7 protein-coding genes are annotated in these 19,406 nt (G+C 70.1%); 6 read left to right on the forward strand and 1 reads right to left on the reverse strand.

Going from position 1 to position 19,406, the window contains the following annotated elements; translation table 11 throughout:
* Nucleotides 1-337: 337 nt before the first annotated feature.
* Nucleotides 338-3,874, forward strand: a complete 3,537-nt coding sequence (gene mfd, locus ACF09E_RS31330; RefSeq protein WP_392209031.1) for a transcription-repair coupling factor — start codon at nucleotides 338-340, stop codon at nucleotides 3,872-3,874.
* Between the two features lie 190 nt (nucleotides 3,875-4,064).
* Here the strand turns inward: mfd and ACF09E_RS31335 are convergent, their stop codons facing one another.
* Nucleotides 4,065-5,942 carry an endonuclease/exonuclease/phosphatase family protein gene (locus ACF09E_RS31335; RefSeq protein ID WP_392209033.1) on the reverse strand — a complete coding sequence of 626 codons (1,878 nt, stop codon included), beginning with the start codon at nucleotides 5,940-5,942 and terminating at the stop codon, nucleotides 4,065-4,067.
* Nucleotides 5,943-6,061: 119 nt separating this feature from the next.
* Between ACF09E_RS31335 and ACF09E_RS31340 the strand changes: the two genes are divergently transcribed.
* The 5 genes from ACF09E_RS31340 (at nucleotide 6,062) to ACF09E_RS31360 (ending at nucleotide 19,374) form a co-directional block, all read left to right on the forward strand.
* Entirely contained in the window at nucleotides 6,062-6,766 is a 705-nt protein-coding gene (locus tag ACF09E_RS31340; protein ID WP_392209035.1) for an HNH endonuclease family protein, read from the forward strand.
* Nucleotides 6,767-6,826: 60 nt separating this feature from the next.
* The gene (locus ACF09E_RS31345; protein ID WP_392209037.1) at nucleotides 6,827-7,573 is read left to right on the forward strand and encodes an N-acetyltransferase; all 747 of its coding nucleotides are present in this window, start codon (nucleotides 6,827-6,829) and stop codon (nucleotides 7,571-7,573) included.
* Between the two features lie 137 nt (nucleotides 7,574-7,710).
* Entirely contained in the window at nucleotides 7,711-7,863 is a 153-nt protein-coding gene (locus tag ACF09E_RS31350; protein ID WP_392209039.1) for a hypothetical protein, read from the forward strand.
* Nucleotides 7,860-8,483, forward strand: coding sequence for a BMP family ABC transporter substrate-binding protein (locus tag ACF09E_RS31355; RefSeq protein WP_392209041.1), 624 nt, complete (start codon nucleotides 7,860-7,862; stop codon nucleotides 8,481-8,483). Before ACF09E_RS31350 ends, ACF09E_RS31355 begins: the two co-directional genes overlap by 4 nt.
* Before the next feature lie 271 nt (nucleotides 8,484-8,754).
* Complete coding sequence (locus ACF09E_RS31360) at nucleotides 8,755-19,374, forward strand: LamG-like jellyroll fold domain-containing protein (RefSeq protein WP_392209043.1); 10,620 nt, start codon at nucleotides 8,755-8,757, stop codon at nucleotides 19,372-19,374.
* Nucleotides 19,375-19,406 lie beyond the last annotated feature (32 nt).

A 19,406-nucleotide genomic window follows, 5' to 3' on the forward strand; every position in this document is an offset into this window, starting at 1 on the left:
CCGGAAGGCGCTCGGACAGCGGCTCTCCGCCCGCACGGGGGTGGGGCGGGGGGCGTGCGGCCCCGGCGGACCACTCAGGTCCGCCGGGGCCGCACGGCTGCTCAGACGGTGAGTACCGGCACGTCGTAGCGGGGGATGTGCTTGTCCCGCGTCACGAGGGTGAGCCCCTCGGCGCTTCACCCTCCCGAGTGGCCCCCTTCCTTCGGGCGAGTGACAGTGGCACGTCGTAGGCTGGGGGACGCACCGGGCGGCTGTACGCGCCCGGGACCACCCCGGCCCGTCTCACGTGTCGGGCTGTTCGCGTTGCCCCGTCGTCCGAACCCGGGATGGAAGCTCCATGAGCCTGCACGGTCTGCTCGATGTCGTCGTCAAGGACGCCGCCCTCGCCGAGGCGGTGAAGGCAGCCGCCGACGGCAACCGCCCGCACGTCGACCTCGTCGGTCCGGCCGCCGCCCGCCCCTTCGCCGTCGCCGCGCTCGCCCGCGACTCGGGCCGTCCCGTACTCGCGGTCACCGCGACCGGCCGGGAGGCCGAGGACCTCGCCGCCGCGCTGCGCTCGCTCCTCGACCCGGACCGTGTCGTCGAGTACCCCTCCTGGGAGACCCTGCCGCACGAGCGGCTCTCCCCCCGCTCCGACACCGTCGGCCGCCGCCTCGCCGTCCTGCGCCGCCTCGCGCACCCGCGGGACGACGACCCGGCGGCCGGCCCGGTCAGCGTCGTCGTCGCCCCCATCCGCTCCGTGCTCCAGCCCCAGGTCAAGGGCCTCGGCGACCTGGAGCCGGTGGCCCTGCGCTCCGGGCAGACGGCCGACCTGAACGAGATCGTGGAGGGCCTGGCGGCCGCCGCGTACTCCCGGGTGGAGCTGGTCGAGAAGCGCGGCGAGTTCGCCGTGCGCGGCGGCATCCTGGACGTGTTCCCGCCGACCGAGGAGCACCCGCTCCGGGTCGAGTTCTGGGGCGACGACGTCGAGGAGATCCGCTACTTCAAGGTCGCCGACCAGCGGTCCCTGGAGGTGGCCGAGCACGGCCTGTGGGCACCGCCCTGCCGCGAGCTGCTGCTGACCGAGGACGTGCGGGAGCGGGCGGCGGCGCTCGCCGAGCTCCACCCGGAGCTGGGCGAACTCCTGAACAAGATCGCGGAGGGGATCGCCGTCGAGGGCATGGAGTCCCTCGCCCCGGTCCTCGTCGACGACATGGAGCTGCTGCTGGACGTCCTGCCCAAGGGCGCCATGGCCGTGGTCTGCGACCCGGAGCGGGTGCGGACCCGGGCCGCGGACCTGGTGGCGACGTCGCAGGAGTTCCTCCAGGCCTCCTGGGCGGCCACGGCCGGCGGCGGCGAGGCCCCCATCGACGTCGGCGCGGCCTCGCTGTGGGGAATCGCGGACGTCCGGGACCGGGCCCGCGAGCTGGGCATGTCCTGGTGGTCGGTGTCGCCGTTCGCGGCGGACGCGACGGCCGACGGCGCCGACGGCGACACCCTGACGCTCGGGATGCACGCCCCCGAGTCGTACCGCGGCGACACGGCCCGCGCGCTCGCCGACACCAAGGGCTGGCTGGCCGACGGCTGGCGCACGGTCTACGTCACGGAGGCCCACGGCCCCGCGAGCCGCACGGTCGAGGTGCTGGGCGGCGAGGGCATCGCCGCCCGCCTCGACGCGGACCTCGCGGAGATCTCCCCGTCGGTCGTGCACGTGTCGACCGGCTCCATCGACTACGGCTTCGTCGACACGGCCCTCAAGCTGGCCGTCCTCACCGAGACCGACCTGTCCGGCCAGAAGGCGGCCGGCAAGGACGGTCAGCGGATGCCGGCCAAGCGCCGCAAGACCATCGACCCGCTGACCCTGGAGGTCGGCGACTACATCGTGCACGAGCAGCACGGCGTCGGCCGGTACGTGGAGATGGTCCAGCGGACCGTGCAGGGCGCCACCCGCGAGTACCTCCTCGTCGAGTACGCGCCCGCCAAGCGCGGCCAGCCCGGCGACCGGCTGTACATCCCGACCGACCAGCTGGAGCAGGTCACCAAGTACGTCGGCGGCGAGGCGCCGACCCTGCACCGGCTCGGCGGCGCGGACTGGACGAAGACGAAGGCGCGCGCGAAGAAGGCCGTCAAGGAGATCGCGGCCGACCTCATCAAGCTGTACTCGGCGCGGATGGCGGCCCCCGGACACGCCTTCGCCCCGGACACCCCGTGGCAGCGCGAGCTGGAGGACGCCTTCCCGTACGCGGAGACGCCCGACCAGCTGTCCACCATCGCCGAGGTGAAGGACGACATGGAGAAGACGGTCCCCATGGACCGTCTGATCTGCGGCGACGTCGGCTACGGCAAGACGGAGATCGCGGTCCGGGCGGCGTTCAAGGCCGTCCAGGACGGCAAGCAGGTCGCCGTCCTCGTCCCGACGACGCTGCTGGTCCAGCAGCACTTCGGCACGTTCAGCGAGCGGTACTCCCAGTTCCCGGTGAAGGTGCGGGCGCTGTCCCGCTTCCAGACCGAGACGGAGGCGAAGGCCACCCTGGAGGGCATGCGGGAAGGCTCGGTCGACGTCGTCATCGGCACCCACCGGCTCTTCGCCTCCGAGACGAAGTTCAAGGACCTGGGCCTGGTCATCGTCGACGAGGAGCAGCGCTTCGGCGTCGAGCACAAGGAGCAGCTGAAGAAGCTCCGCGCCAACGTCGACGTGCTGACGATGTCGGCGACCCCCATCCCCCGTACGCTCGAGATGGCGGTCACCGGCATCCGCGAGATGTCGACCATCACCACCCCGCCCGAGGAGCGCCACCCGGTCCTCACCTTCGTCGGCCCGTACGAGGAGAAGCAGATCGGCGCCGCGATCCGGCGCGAACTGCTGCGCGAGGGCCAGGTCTTCTACATCCACAACCGGGTCGACTCGATCGACCGGGCGGCGGCACGGCTGCGCGAGATCGTCCCCGAGGCCCGGATCGCGACGGCCCACGGCCAGATGTCCGAGTCCGCCCTCGAACAGGTCGTCGTCGACTTCTGGGAGAAGAAGTTCGACGTCCTCGTCTCCACGACCATCGTCGAGTCGGGCATCGACATCTCCAACGCCAACACCCTGATCGTCGAGCGCGGCGACAACTTCGGCCTCTCGCAGCTGCACCAGTTGCGCGGCCGCGTCGGCCGGGGCCGGGAGCGCGGCTACGCCTACTTCCTGTACCCGCCGGAGAAGCCGCTCACCGAGACCGCGCACGAGCGGCTCGCGACGATCGCCCAGCACACCGAGATGGGCGCGGGCATGTACGTGGCGATGAAGGACCTGGAGATCCGCGGCGCGGGCAACCTGCTGGGCGGCGAGCAGTCCGGCCACATCGCGGGCGTCGGCTTCGACCTGTACGTGCGGATGGTCGGCGAGGCCGTCGCGGACTACCGGGCGCAGATGGAGGGCGGGGCGGAGGAGGAGGCCCCGCTGGAGGTGAAGATCGAGCTGCCGGTCGACGCCCACATGCCGCACGACTACGCACCGGGGGAGCGGCTCCGTCTCCAGGCCTACCGTTCGATCGCCTCGGCGAACTCGGAGGAGGACATCAGGGCGGTCCGTGAGGAACTCACCGACCGGTACGGCAAGTTGCCCGAGCCGGTCGAGAACCTGCTGCTGGTGGCGGGGCTGCGGATGCTGGCCCGCGCGTGCGGCGTCGGCGAGATCGTCCTCCAGGGCCCGAACATCCGGTTCGCCCCGGTGGAGCTCCGCGAGTCGCAGGAACTGCGGCTCAAGCGGCTCCACCCGCGGACCGTCATCAAGCCGGCCGTCCACCAGATCCTGGTGCCGCGGCCGACGACGGGCAACATCGGCGGGAAGCCGGTCGTGGGGCGCGAACTGCTGGCGTGGACCGGGGAGTTCCTGACGACGATCCTGGGGTGAGGTCCGGCCTCTCCTACGGCCGCCGCTCCTCCGGGGGGAGCCGGTCGAGCGGGGCAGGACCGGGGCGCCCCGGCGCGGCGTGCGACCGCACCGGGCCGGGACGCGCGAGGGCCCGGGCGTCGCACACGCGACACCCGGGCCCTCGCCCCGCCGGCTCAGGGGCGCTCGGCGGAGCACCCCTCGCCGCAGGTCAGAACAGCATCTCCGCCGCGGGGAAGCTGGAGCCGATCTTCGCCTTAGGGGCGTAGCCGCCGGCGCCGTTCCCCTGGTAGAAGTACAGGTCGCCGCCCTCCTCGCGGGCCACCAGGTCGGCGTTCCCGTCGCCGTTCAGGTCGCCGGGGGCGGCGAGGGCGTCGTAGACCTGCCAGCCGTTGCCGATCATCCGGCGCGCGGCGAAGGTGCCGTCGCCGTTGCCCTCGTGGAGCCAGAGGTAGCCGAGTTCGTCGATGGCGACGAGGTCGGCCGTGCCCTGCGCGGCGCCCGTTCCGTGGGCGAGGTCGGTGGCGACGACGCTCTGGTAGAGGTGCGTCTCGCCGCCGGGCTCGACGATCGGCGTGCGCGGCGCGTAGCCGTTCTCGCCGGTCCCCCGGTGCAGCCAGAACGTGCGGGCGGCGGCGTCGCGGCTGATCAGGTCCGCGATGCCGTCGCCGTCGAAGTCGCCGGGGGCGAGGAGCACGTCGTCACCCTGGAAGCCGGTGCCGGCCTGCTTCCTGGTGCCACCGGAGTACGTGCCGTCCACCGGGCTGAGCGGGTAGTGCCACAGGACGCCGGCCGTGTCGACGGCGGCGAGGGTGGTGCCCTGACGGGCGACGGCCTTCATGGCGCCCCAGCCGAAGCCGACCTTGCAGGGCTTGGCGAGGGCGGCGGTGTCTCCGGAGGCACGGCCCTCGTAGCGGTAGAGACCGCCGGCCGCGTCCCGCCAGTACACGGCGCCGGGGGTGGTGCCGTAGGCGCCGCAGTCCTTCCAGAAGGCCGCGCCGCGCAGCGGCAGGTGGTCGGAGATCCACTTGCCGGTGGTCGTCTTGGGCTCGGCGGGCACGTCGCCGACCACGCCGCGGAAGAACCGGGCGCTGAAGAAGGTGTAGTCGAGCTTCTGCACGCGCTTCTCGTGCGCCTTGTCGTACATCGTCAGCTCGCCGACGCGGCACCGCGTGAGCCCCGGCGTCCTGCAGTTGCCGTACGGGGTGACGTCGTCGAAGTCGGTCTCGTCGGCCTCGACGAAGGTGCCGTACGCCCCGTCGCCCGTGGCCGGCTCGTAGAAGCGGTTGAGCACGTCTCCCCAGGGGGAGGAGTTGAAGTCGCCGCTGAGGATGACGGGGATGCCCGCCTGCTCCCACTCGGTGGACCGGGCCACCAGCGCGTCGGCCTCCCGGGTCATCACCTGGTGCCGGGCCAGCTTGTCCTGGTACGCCGCGATCTCCGCCGCGGTCGCGCCCGGGCCGGGGTCGACGGGCCGGTTCGGGGCGCCCCACCACAGGTGGACGGAGCAGGCCCAGGTCACACGGTTCTGCACCCAGGACTTGATGCAGGGTGACTTGATGTCCTCGCCCGTGGCGCCGGGGACGGTCTGCTGGATCGCGGCCTTCGTGTCCAGGGTGAGGACCGTGGACTCGACGAAGGAGCCGCGGACGAACACGGCCATGCCGTAGCTGCGGGGCGTGCCGGCTCCGGAGGAGTCGACGCAGAGCGCCCGGCCGGCCGAGTTGTAGAGGCTGCCGGCCGGGACGGTCTCGACGTAGCGGCCGGTGTAGCCCTTGGGCTTGAGGCTCGCGTCCATGCGGTTGAACTGGTAGCTGCAGATCTCGGTGAGGAAGATGTAGTCGGCGTTCCAGACGCCGCCCGCCGTCTCGTCGACGATCGTCTTGAGACGGGCGTCGTCCTCCTCCTTGGTGGCGTTGCAGCCCTCGGTCCCGCTGCTGCCGCAGATGTTGTACGTGTACGTCCTGAGGGGCGGCGCGGTCGCGTACCCCACCGTGTCCGCCGCCGCCGGAGGCGCCGTCAGTACCGTGGCCGCGCATATGAAGGCCAGCGTGGCCAACAGGGCGCGGAAGAGCCCGAATCTTCGCAAGAGAACCCCTCCTGAGGGAGTGTCGTAGAAGGGGTGAACGTTAGTCGAACGCCTGTTCAGTTCTTCCTGTGGGTGGCCCGTCCGGGTCCCTGAAGCCGCAACGGGCCTAGAATCGGCGGATGTTCACAGAACGGACGTTTCGATCAGCCCTGACCGCCTCGGCGCTCGCGGCCGCCGCGCTCGTCGCCACCGCCTGCACGCCCGGAGCCGGACCGGCCGGCGGACCGGACTCCGCCGGCGGCGCGGGCGGCAGGCCCGCCGCCCGCGGCACCGCCCTCGCCGCCGTGGACACCCTCACCGTGAAGGGCCGGGCCCCGAAGACCGGGTACGAGCGCGAGAAGTTCGGAGCCGCCTGGGCGGACGTCGACGGCAACGGCTGCGGAACCCGCGACGACATACTCAAGCGCGACCTGAACGGCGTCCGGTTCACCGACGGCCACTGCAAGGTCGCCTCCGGCACCCTCACGGACGACCCGTACACCGGGACCACCGTCCGCTACCAACGGGGCCGCAGCAAGGTCGACATCGACCACGTCGTCGCGCTCTCCGACGCCTGGCAGAAGGGTGCGGGCACGTGGGACGCCGAGACCCGGCGCCGCTTCGCCAACGACCCGCTCAACCTGCTCGCCGTCGACGCCTCGACCAACCGCCGCAAGTCCGACGGCGACGCGGCCACCTGGCTGCCCCCGAACAAGGCGTACCGCTGCACCTACGTGGCCCGGCAGATCGCCGTCAAGAAGAAGTACCGGGTGTGGGTGACCGGCGGCGAGCGGGACGCGATGAAGCGGGTGCTCGCGGCCTGCCCGCAGCAGAAACTCCCGTAGCGCCCCCGGCCTGTGGAAAAGCCGTTGGCGCACCAAGAAGACGATCTTTAACCTGCCCGCATGGACCTGAACATATCGACCCTCGCCGAGCGCCCCGAACTGGAGGGGCCGATGTGGGGCATGCGCGACCTCTGGCCCGAGTTCATGATGTACGACCCGGTGGGCTGGGCGAACATCGGACGGATCGTGCGCGAGCTGCCGGAGTACGTGCTCGTCGCCACCGACACCGAGGGCAAGGTCGTCGCCCGAGGCTTCAGCGTCCCCTTCCGGCTCGACCTCGACGGGCGCCGCGAGCTGCCGCCGCGCGGCTGGGACGAGGTGCTGCTCTGGGCGTTCTCCGACCTGAAGCACGGCCGCGAGCCGGACACCGTCAGCGCCATCGAGATCACGGTCGACACCGGCGCGCTCGGCCGCGGCCACTCGCACCGGATGCTGGCGGCCATGCGGGACAACGCCGCGCGCCGCGGGTTCGCCGAGATCGTCGCCCCGGTCCGCCCCAACGGGAAGCACCTGGAGCCCGCCGCCCCCATGCACGAGTACGCCTTCCGCACCCGGGAGGCCGACGGGCTGCCGCACGACGCCTGGCTGCGCGTCCACGTCCGCGCGGGCGGGGTCGTCGAGTCCGTCGCCCCGGCGTCGATGACGGTCTCGGGCTCGGTCGAGCAGTGGCGCGCGTGGACCGGACTCCCCTTCGACGCCGACGGGCCGGTCGAGGTCGAGGGCGCCCTCGTGCCCGTGCACTGCGAGGCCTCGCGCGGCTACGCGGTCTACGTCGAGCCCAATGTGTGGGTGCGGCACCGCCTCTGACGCGCACGGGGCCCCGCCGGCGAGCGGGACCCCGGGGGTGATCTTCACGGCGAGGGATGTACCGTACGGCGTCCCCTGTCGTACACCCGTGCGCCCCGACCCCTCGGCGTGCGCCTCCGTGAGAGGTCTCGCGAATCGTGAACCAGGCCGTCCGCTTGGAGAAGGGCGTGGAGTCCCCGCGCCCCAAGGAACTGCCGGGCCGGCCGGCCCGGGCCGGGCTCGCGCTGGTGCCGCTGCTGAGCCTCGGCGCGGCGGCGCACCGCCCCGCGGTCCAGGGAGGCGACCGGTGAAGACCCGTCGCGCCTGGCGCGTCTCCGAGCGGGAGGCGGCCAAGAGGGAGGCCGCGGAGTCCGGGGCCGCCCGGATCCCCGGACTGCTCGCCACCGGCGCCGGCGCCCTGCGCGGCCGGGTCGGCTGGGCCCTCGCCTCGGTCCTGGTCCTCGTCGTCGGTCTCGTCGGGGCCTGGCTGTTCGCCGGCTCGGACCGGCCCGGCACCCCGCCCGACACCCGGGCCCGCGCCTACCAGGACTACGACGCCTGTCTGTTGACCGACGAGCGGGGCATCGTGAGCGGGGCGCCGGCCGCCCCCGTCTGGGAGGGGATGCAGGCGGCGTCCCTGGACAAGCGCATCCGCGTGACGTTCGTCCCGGTGATGGGCGAGAAGTCGGTGGAGAACGCCCGCCCCTTCCTCAACGGCCTCGTGCAGCGCGACTGCGAGATCGTCGTCGCCTCGGGCGCCCCGCAGGTGGCCGCCGCCGAAGCGGCGGTCGAGAAGAACCCGGAGGTCCGCTTCGTCACCGTCGGCACGGGCGCCGGAGCCTCCCACGACAACCTGGTCCGGGTGGCGCCCGGGGCGACCCTCAAGGACGACATCGCGGCGACGGTGAAGCGGCTCGCCCGCGAGGGCTGAGCGGACCCGGCTGCCCCCGGTGGGCGACTCCGGGCCGAGTTGTCCGGAAGGGTTCCGTCCTTCAGGTAAAGCGAGAGTAAAGTTCGGCACCCTGGTGTGAACTGGTGAACCGTCATCGGGCAGGCTCGCGAGGCTTTGTAAGAATCGCGTTAGTAAAGGCTGGCCCATGCGTATACGCCGGGTCCGTAGCCCTCGCCTGTTCCCACCGGGTCGCACCGGGAGACGCAGGTTGAGGGCTACGGCTCTTTCCGTACTGATCTCACTGTTCCTCATGCTCACCACCGAGTCGGCGCTCGCCGCGGGCGTCACGCTCGAACCGGTGAAGATGCCCAAGCTCTCCCTCTCGGGGCTCTGGAAGTGGGTGAGCGAGAACCCTCTCGACACCCCTGACCAGCAGGGCGGCACGGCCCGTGGCAAGAGCCACCAGGCCTCCGCCGACGCCACCAGCCTGGAGGGCAAGGCCGGGCGCAAGCCGGGCAAGGGCAAGGGCGAACTCCCGCTGTTCCAGCGGGAGACCGACGACCCCGACGAGGTGCGCACCGGCAAGGCGCCGGGCACCGCCAAGAGCTTCGACGCCCGCACCAGCAAGCGCGACGCCGAGAAGTCCACGGCCACCTCGGACTACTACGTCAACGCCGACGGTTCGACGACCGTCCGCCACTTCGCCGGCCGCACCAACTTCAAGGGCGCGGACGGCACGTGGAAGGCGATCGACACGAGCCTGACAGAGGACAAGGACGGCCGCCTCCAGCAGACGGCCAACTCCCTCGACGTCGAGTTCGCGCCGACCGCCGCCGACGAGCAGCTCGCCTCCGTCGACTTCGGCGCCGGACGCTCGCTCGCGTACGCCCTCCAGGGCGCCGCGCAGGCCGAGCCCACCGTCGCCGGGAACGGCACCGTCACCTACCCGGACGTGCTGCCGGACACCGACGTGCAGCTCGTACCGCTGGCCGAGGGCTTCAAGGAGAACGTCGTCCTGCGCTCCCCGCAGGCCGCGAACTCCTGGACCTTCCCCCTCGCGGTGAAGGGCCTCACCCCCCGCGTCGCCGAGGACGGCGACGTCGAGTTCACCGACGCGAACGGAAAGGTCACCGCGACCATCCCGCACGCGTTCATGGAGGACTCCAGGATCGACCCCCGCTCGGGCGACCCCGCCCGGTCGCGGGCCGTCACCTACGAGCTCGTCACGGTGGACGGCGAGCCGGCGCTGCGGATGACCGCGGACCGCGCCTGGCTCGACGACCCCGCCCGGGTCTACCCGGTGACCGTCGACCCGACCGTCACCGCGTCGAACTCGACGTACGCCCAGAACACCATCGGCGGCGACCACTCCACCGAGACCCAGATCAAGGTCGGCTCCTACGACTCGGGAACGAACAAGACCAACTCGTTCCTCCAGTTCTCCTCGCTGGGCACCACGCTCGCGGGCAAGCGGGTCACCGCCGCCACCCTGAACGTCTACGCGCTCTGGTCCTCCACCTGCGCCGCCCAGTCGTTCTCGGTGCACCCGATCACCCAGTCCTGGACCCCGTCCGGAGTCACCAGCTACCCCGGCCCGAGCTTCGGCCCGGCCATGGGCACGGCCACGCCCGCCCCCGGCGCCTCCTGCTCCAACAGCGGGAACTCGGCCTCGGTCGGCGTGAAGATGCCGGTCTCCCTCAACACGACGTGGTTCAACAACGTCGCCGGCGGAGCCGCGAACTACGGTCTGGCGCTCACCGCCCCGACCAACGACATGCTCCACTGGAAGAAGTTCCACTCGGACAACTCGGCGACCGCCGGCTTCCGCCCGGCCCTGGATCTGACGTACACGGCCAACACGGCGCCGCAGGTCAACGCGTCGTACCCGCCCGAGAACTTCCAGGCCAACACCCTTCAGCCGGAGCTGCTCGTCTCTGCGAGCGACGCGGACAAGGGGCCCAGCCCGCTGTCGTACACCTTCGAGGTCTACGACGGCACCACGCTCGTCAGCTCCTCCGGCGCTCTGACCAAGAGCAACTGGAAGATCCCCGCGGGCAAGCTCAAGTGGTCGAAGAACTACGACTGGCTGGTCGGGGTCAGCGACGGCACGACCGAGATCGTCTACTCGAGCAGCTTCACCACCGCCGTTCCGCAGCCGCCCGTCACCTCGGGTCTGGCCCAGAACACGGACGGGCACGAGTTCGACCCGTCGGACGGCAACTACACGACCGAGGACACCGACGCCGACGTACCCGTCATCGGACCGTCCCTGGAGATCGACCGCTCCTACAACAGCCTCGACCCCCGGATCGACGGTGCCTTCGGCGCCGGCTGGTCGACGATCGCCGACATGAAGGCGACCGAGGTCAAGGACGGCGCGGGCACGGTCACCAGCGTCGTCATCACCTACCCGGGCGGTGAGCAGGTCGCCTTCGGCCGCAACACCGACGGCACCTTCGTTCCTCCGCTGGGCCGCTACGCCCGTCTGGCGGCCGCCGTCTCGCCGGCGGTCGGCTTCACGCTGACGGACAAGGACTTCACGGAGTACGCGCTCACCCAGGCGACCGCGAAGGCCGGTACGTACGCGATCAAGGCGATCAAGGACTTCGCCGGGCGTACCGAGACGTTCGCGTACGACGCGAACAAGCGGCTGACGAAGATCACCAACGAGACGTCGAAGCGCTCCCTCACTCTCGCCTGGTCGCAGCCGGCCGGTGCCACCGTCTGGCACGTCCAGACCGTCGCCACCGACCCGTCGACCGCGGGCGATGCCGCCACGGCCCAGACCTGGCAGTACACCTACACCGGTGACCAGCTCACCAAGGTGTGCCCGCCGGCCGACTGGTCCAAGTGCACGACGTACACCTACGCCACCGGCAACCACTACCGCACCACGGTCCTCGACGCCGACCCGTTCGCCTACTGGCGCCTCGGTGAGACCTCGGGAACGATCGCGAAGGACGCGATCGACGCCAACCAGGGCCAGTACAACGGCACGTACCAGAACGTGACGCTGGGCGGGACGGGCCCCCTCGCGGGCTCCACCCAGAAGGCGGCCACCTTCAACGGCACCACCTCGTACGTCGAGATGCCGGCCGCGCCGGGCGCCACGCCCTCGTACACCTCGGTCTCCCTCTGGTTCAAGACGAGCACCGCCGGAGGCGTGCTCTTCTACTACGGCGACAAGCCCCTCAGCGACCCCGACCCGGTGGCCAACACCACGAAGAACACCCCCGCGGTGTACGTGGGCACCGACGGCAAGCTGCGCGGCTGCCTGGCGATGTCGCCCGGCTGCATGACGACGATCACGTCCACCCCCGTCGTCACCGACGGCAAGTGGCACAACGCCGTCCTGACCGGTGTCGCCAACAGCCAGACCCTGTACCTCGACGGTGCGGCGGTCGGCTCGCTCAGCGGCACCATCAACGACTGGGTGCAGCCGTACATCTCCCTCGGCGCCGGTGTGAACACCATGGGCTGGCCGGCGATGAACGCCAACGACAAGCTCGGGCACTTCAACGGCCAGATGGCCGAGGTCGCGATCTTCTCCGAGCCGCTGTCGGCCGGCGTGATCAAGACGCAGTACGACTCCGCCGTCCGTTCGGCCGGTCTGCTGCAGAAGATCACCACGCCCGGCGGCAAGACGCAGGCGTCCGTCGTCTACGACACCACCGACGACCGCGTCCTCCAGGCCACCGACGGCAACGGCGGCACCTGGAAGCTCAACCCGCCGACCATCACCGGCTCGTCCCAGGTCTACCGCTCCGCCGTCATGGGCACCGCCCCGGCCGGCTACTGGCGCCTGGACGACACCCAGGCCGCGGCGCAGGCCGCGAACCAGGTGAACACCGGCTTCGGCACGTACAACAACGTCATCCAGGGCGACGAGGGTCCCTTCGGTCCCGGTGACGCGAGCGCGTCGACCTTCGACGGCTCGACCTCCTTCGTGGAGATCCCGTACGGCCCGCTGCACGCCAAGGCCGACCGCTCGGTCGAGCTCTGGTTCAAGACGGCCGAGCCGGGCGTGATCATGAGCGACCAGGCCCGTGCCCCGAACGATCCGCTCGGCGCGGGCGCGGCGTACTCGCCGCTGCTGTACGTCGGCGCGGACGGGAAGCTGCGCGGTCACTGGTGGAGCGTCAGCGGCAGCGGCACCGCCGACTTCGGCACCACCGCCACCGTCACCGACGACAAGTGGCACCACGCGGTGCTGTCGGCGAAGGGCACGACGCAGACGCTGTACCTGGACGGTGTGAAGCAGAAGGACTTCACCGGCGCGGCCAACGACCAGTCGACGACCCGCACCTTCATCGGTGCCGGCTTCGGCAAGGGCTGGTTCAGCTCCCCGGGCGACGTCAGCTACTTCACCGGCTCCATCGCCGAGGTCGCGGTCCACTCCAAGGGCCTCACCGACGCGGACGTGGCGACGCACTGGTCCGCCTACAAGGCGTCCTCCGGCATCGCCCCGGTACGGACGGTCAAGCTGACCGACCCGACGGACAAGACGCTGACCTACGTGTACGACGCGGAGATGGGCAACCGCCTCCTCGCCGCCATCGACACCGAGGGCAAGCGGACCACGTACGGCTACGACACCGGCGGCTTCCTGCACACCATCACGGACGCCAACGGCAACCGCTCCATCACGGGCCACGACGTACGCGGCAACGCGGTCTCCCAGACCACCTGCCAGGACACCAAGGCCAACAAGTGCTCGACCGAGTACTCGACCTACTTCCCGGACGCGACCACGGTGCTGCCGCCGATGGACCTGCGCAACGACCTCGTGCTCACCGAGCGCGACGGCCGTTCCTCGGGCCCGACGGACGACACGTACAAGACGTCGTACTCCTACGACACCGGCGGCAACCTGCTCTCGGTGACCACTCCGCCGGTACCGGGACACCCCAACGGGCGGACCGCGTCCACGACCTACACCACCGCCGCCACCCCGGCGGCGGGGGGTGGCACGGCGCCCGCCGGGCTCGTCGCCATGGTGACGACGGCGGGCGGGAAGAAGACGTCGTACACGTACTTCGCCAACGGTGACCTCGCGGAGATCACCGACGCCAACGGCGGCAAGGTGAAGTTCACGTACGACAACCTCGGTCGGCAGCTCTCCAAGACCGAGATCACCGACGCCAACCCCGCGGGTCTCACGTCCTCGCAGACGTACGACAAGAACGACCAGGTCGTCACCGACACCGACCCGAAGGTCACCAACCGGGTGACGGGCGCGGTGCACCAGGCGAAGACGACCACGGCGTTCGACGCGGACGGCAACATCCTGTCCCAGACCGTGTCCGACCTGACGGGCGGCGACACGGCGCGCACCACGTCGATGACGTACGACGCGTACAACCAGATGGCGAGCAGGACGGACCCGGGCGGCGACACCACGTCGTTCGAGTACGACCGGTACGGCAACAAGGTGAAGGAGACGGATCCGACGGGGACCGTCAACACCTACACCTTCGACGCCGAACAGCGTCCGCTGACCACCAACCTGCTCAACTACACCGGCGACCCGTACAACCCGACTCCCGCGACGACCCTCGTCCAGGAGTCCCGGGCGTACGACCCGGCGGGCCGGCTGGCCTCGATCACCGACGCCATGGGCTGGGTGACGGCGTACACCTACACCGACGACGGCCTCGCCGCGAGCGTGGTCCGCAAGGACCCGCAGAACGGCAAGTCGTTCACGGAGCAGGCGAACACCTACGACGCCGAGGGCAACCTGATCGAGCAGGTCACCGACGACGGTCAGAAGCGCACCACCTTCACGGTGGACGCAGCCGACCGGACGACCTCTTCGGTGTTCGATCCGAACGGGTTCGCGCGCTCGACGAAGGTCTCCTACGACCCCGACGACAACGTGGTCTCGGAGACGGAGACGGACCCCACCACGGGCGACGTCTCCACGGTCGACACCCGGTACGACAACCTGGGCAATGTCACGGGCAACACTGATCACGACGGCACCGCAGCCCCGGTCGCGCGCTACAAACTGGACGAGACGACCGGCTTCGGCCTGGCGGACTCCTCCGGCGGCAACAGCACCGGAAGCCACGGCACCGGCATGCACTGGAACACCGACCGGGGGGGCAACGGCGCCTTCGACGGTGACGCCAACTCGTGGGCGCAGACCAACGGTCCGGTGGTGAACACCGCCGGCAGCTTCACGGTCTCGGCCTGGGTCAAGCTGACCAACACGACCGCCAACCGTACGTTCCTCGCGCAGGACGGCAAGGAGGCCTCCGGCTTCCAGCTCTACTACTCGACGGCCTACGGCTGGACCTTCAACCGGCACGCCACCGACACCTACGACCCGGCCATCGTGCGGGTCTCGTCGGGCACCGCCGCCGTCACGGCCAACACCTGGACCCACCTGGTCGGCGTCTACGACCAGGCGAGCTCCCAGATCCGGCTGTACGTGAACGGCGTCGCGAGCGGCACCCCGGCCACCTTCGCCACGCCGTGGGAGGCCACCGGTCCGCTCCAGCTCGGACGCCGCTGGTACAAGGGCGCCTACGCGGAGAACCACCTCGGCGGCCTGGACGACGTCCAGGTCTACGGCGAGGCGCTCACCGCGGCACAGGTCACGGCGCTCAAGGGCGGCACCCTGCCGGCCGCGGGCTCCTCGGTCCGCACCACCTCGTGGAAGCTCGACCAGCGCGGTCTGCCGACATCGATGACGGACACCGTGGGCAACACCACGGACTACGGCTACGACGAGGCGGGGCAGCAGACCTCCGTCACGGAGCCGGCCGTCATGGCGGAGCAGAACGGCGGGACCCCGGTCTCCGTCCGTCCCGTCTCCATGACCGGATACAACACCTTCGGCGAGGAGACCGAGGCCTCGGACCCGCTCGGCAACGTGGTGACGACGGCGTACGACGGCGAGGGCCAGGAGTCTTCGACGTCCATGCCCGACTACCTGGCGCCGGGATCCTCGACCCCGATCAAGGCCACGTCCTGGAACGAGTACAACAAGCTCGGCCAGGTCACCGCGGAGATCGACCCGCTCGGCAACCGCACCACCTACACCTACACGCAGCTCGGCGACCTGGCCTCGGTCACGGAACCCGGCGGCGGCACCACCAAGTACACCTACGACACCAACGGAGACCAGCTCTCGGCCACCCGGCCGAACGGCGCCCGACAGGAGACCACCTGGGACTACCTGGAGCGGCCGGTCACGAGCACGGACATCGTGCGGCAGCCGACCCAGCGGGCCTACACGTCCATCAACGAGTACACGGCGCCGGGCGGGGAGCTGTCCCGCACGGTGTCCCCGACAGGGGTCGCCGAGGCGTACAAGTACAACTCGATGGGTGAGGTCACCGAGGTCACTGACGGGGCCGGGAACATCTCCCGGTTCACGTACGCCATGGACGGGCAGGTCCTCACTGCCACCGACCCGGACGGCACGAGCAACCGCAACACGTATGACGGGTTCGGACAGCTCACCAAGGTCGAGGACCTCGACGCGCAGGGCGCGGTGCTGCGATCCAGCAGCTCCACGTACGACCGTGCCGGCAACCCGGTCTCGCTGACGGACTACCGCGGTCATACGAAGACCTTCACGTTCGACCCGACGGGTCTCGTCACGAAGCTGGTGGAGCCGGTCTCCGCCACGGAGTCGATCACGACGACGTACGGCTACGACGTCGCCGGAAACCGGACCCGCTTCACCGACGGACGAGGGAACCGGTTCCTCACGACGTACAACACGTGGGGCCTTCCCGAGTCCGAGATCGAGCCGTCCACCCCGTCCCATCCGGACCTCGCGGACCGGACGTTCACGGCGGTGTACGACGAGGCGGGCCGCGCCAAGGAGATGCGCTCGCCCGGTGGTGTGACCGTCTCCTACGCCTACGACGTCAAGAGCCGTCTGGTGCGTCAGTCGGGCACGGGTGCGGAGGCCGCCACGGTCGACCACACCTACGACTACGACGCCGACGACCGGATCTCGGCCGTCGCGGGCGCGGGTGAGGCCAAGAACACCTTCACCTACGACGACCGCGGTCTGCTCCTCTCGGCCTCCGGCCCCTCGGGGTCGTCCTCCTTCGCCTGGAACGGCGACGGGGCGATGACCGCGCGGACGGACGCCTCGGGCGCGTCGGCGTACGGCTACGACACCGCCGGCCGGCTCAAGACCGTCAACGACGGTGTGACCGGAACGACGGCCACGTACGCCTACGGCGTCAACAACGAGCTCAAGTCGATCGACTACGGAACGGGCAAGTCGAAGCGCACCTTCGGCTACGACTCCCTGCAGCGACTGACCAGCGACAAGCTGACCTCGCCGACGGGCAAGGACCTCGCCTCCACCACCTACGGCTGGGACGCCAACGACAACGAGACCTCCAAGATCACCACGGGCGTCACGGGTGCCACCAGCAACACGTACACGTACGACTGGGCCGACCGCCTGACGTCCTGGAACAACGGGACCACGACGGAGAACTACGGCTACGACGCGTCCGGCAACCGGACCCGTGTGGGCGGCGACACGTACACGTACGACGCGAGGAACAGGCTGACCTCGGACGGCCACAGTTCCTACACCTACACCGCGCGCGGCACGATGAGCTCGGTGATGGACGAGGGCGGCCGCATCACCCCGGTGAAGGCCGATGCCTTCAACCGTGTGATGCAGGAGGGTGACCGCAGCTACACCTACGACGGCCTGGACCGCGTCCTCGAAGCCAAGGACGAGACCGGCGTCGCCCTCCACACCTTCCAGTACAGCGGCGCCGGCAACGACGTCGCCTCGGACGGTGTGACGTCCTACAGCCGCAACGCCGACAACTCCCTGGTGGGGGTGAAGACGGCGGTCTCGTCGGTCCTTGCCCTCACCGACATGCACGACGACGTGGTGGCGCAGTTCACCGCGACGGGCGAGGCGCTGACCGGCTCCACGACGTACAGCCCCTTCGGCAAGGTCGTCCAGACCACCGGCATGCTCGGCGCACTGGGCTACCAGTCCGGCTGGACCGACCCGGAGACGGCCAAGGTCAACATGGCCGCGCGCTGGTACTCGCCGCAGACCGGCCAGTTCAACAGCCGTGACACGGTCGCCACCAGCGGCGTCCCGTCCTCCATCGGGGCCAACCGCTACGCGTACGCGAACGGCAACCCCATGACGGGCGTCGACCCGACGGGCCACTGGTTCGAGTGGGCGAAGAAGGCCGTCAAGAAGGTCGCCAAGAAGGTGACCAAGAAGGTCAAGTCGGCCTACAAGAAGACGAAGGCCGCGGTCAAGAAGGTCGCGAAGGTCGTCAAGAAGGCGGCGAAGGTCGTCAAGAAGGCCGTCAAGAAGGTGGTGAAGCGGGCGAAGAGGGCGGTCCGCAAGGCGGTCCGCTACGTCGCCGACAGCGTCAGAAAGGTCAAGAGATACGTCAAGAGGACGTATCACCGGGTCAAGCGTGCTGTTCACAAGGTCGTCAAGCACGTCAAGAAGGCTGTGCGGAAGGTCGCCAAGGCCGTCAAACACGTCGCCAAGAAGGTGGTCAAGGCAGCCAAGAAGGTCGGCAGAGCCGTCAAGAAGGCGGCGAAGGCCACAGCCAACTTCGTGAAGCAGCACGCCGGGGCGATCGCCTCGGTGGCGACCGGCCTCGTGGTCTTCGCCGGCTGCACGGCCCTGACCGCGGGTGTCGGAGCCATCGGCTGCGCGGCGCTCGCGGGAGCGGCGGCCAACGGTGTCGGCTACCTGATGAGTGACGGCCCGAAGAGCGTCGGCGGCTTCCTCGGCACCGTGGCGCTCGGCGCCGCGACCGGTGCCCTCGGCGGCGCCGTCGGCGGCATGGCCGCGGGCGCGGCAGGCCGACTGCTGCAGGGCGTGGGCGGCAAGATCGCCCAGGGTGCTGCACAGGGCGCGGCGGGCGGTGCCGCTGAAGGCGCCGTCAGCTACGGCGTCTCGTGCGTCGGCAGCGAGGAGGGCTGCAGCGTCGCCGGCGTGGCCAAGGCCACGGCGACAGGTGCCGCGGTCGGTGGCCTCTTCGGCGCGGCGGCCAGCAAGTTCGGCCGCAAGGGCTGCACGCCACACAGCTTCACCGGCCTGACGGGCGTCGTCATGGCGAACGGCACGGTCAAGGCGATCGAGCAGGTCAAGGTCGGGGACTACGTCCTCACGGCCGAGCCCGGCAAGAAGACCAAGGAGAAGCACCGGGTCAAGGAGGTGATCGTCACCAAGACCGACCGTGACTACGTCGACGTCGTCGTCGCCACGAAGTCGGGTCCTAAGACGATCCAGACCACGAAGCATCACCAGTTCTACGAGTCCACTCGTGACGCGTGGACCCAGGCCGCGGACCTCCGGACGGGCCAGAAGCTCCAGAGCGGCTCGGGCGGCTCCACGTCGATTGTCGACGTGAAGCGGTACGAGGCTCAGCGCGTCACGTACGACCTGAGCGTCGAGGGGCTGCACACGTACCACGTGGTGGCCGGTGACAGTTCGGTGCTCGTACACAACAACAATGGCGGGGGCGACGACAGTTGCCCGATCTCCATGGCATCTCCGGATTCCGTGGCATGGCCCAAGTTCCGCTCCACCAAGACCGCGAGCGAGACGGACGGCAAATTCACGCTGTCCGGTTGGTCTGCTCGGAAGCCCAAGTCATTCACCCAGGTGAACGTGGCGGATGTCGCCGCGAAGCGGCTGGAAATCGGAATGCCCATCCGTAAGCACGGATTGGACAATGGTGAGCCTGGGCGCTACTTCAACTCCCACGCGGAGAAACAGGCCGAGATCATGAACCCCGGTGGGTCCCATATGGTCTCTCGGCCGATGTGCGACGACTGCGTGGACTTCTTCTCACGACTGGCGAAGCATGACGGTCAAGTGAAGACGGTCTCCGATCCGGATGGGGTCAACGTGTTCAATACGGACGGGAAGCGGAGTGTGCTGCCACACAAGAAGGAATGACGACAGGTAGGGCCTATGTGGGGCTAGCGGTA

The sequence above is a fragment of the Streptomyces sp. NPDC014891 genome, assembly GCF_043081085.1.
Lineage (GTDB): Bacteria > Actinomycetota > Actinomycetes > Streptomycetales > Streptomycetaceae > Streptomyces.

Bases quoted from the DNA above. Each gene is read 5' to 3' on its own strand.
- mfd (WP_392209031.1), top strand. From the start codon at position 338: ATGAGCCTGCACGGTCTGCTCGATGTCGTCGTCAAGGACGCCGCCCTC.
- ACF09E_RS31340 (WP_392209035.1), top strand. From the start codon at position 6,062: ATGTTCACAGAACGGACGTTTCGATCAGCCCTGACCGCCTCGGCGCTC.
- ACF09E_RS31345 (WP_392209037.1), top strand. From the start codon at position 6,827: ATGGACCTGAACATATCGACCCTCGCCGAGCGCCCCGAACTGGAGGGG.
- ACF09E_RS31360 (WP_392209043.1), top strand. From the start codon at position 8,755: ATGCTCACCACCGAGTCGGCGCTCGCCGCGGGCGTCACGCTCGAACCG.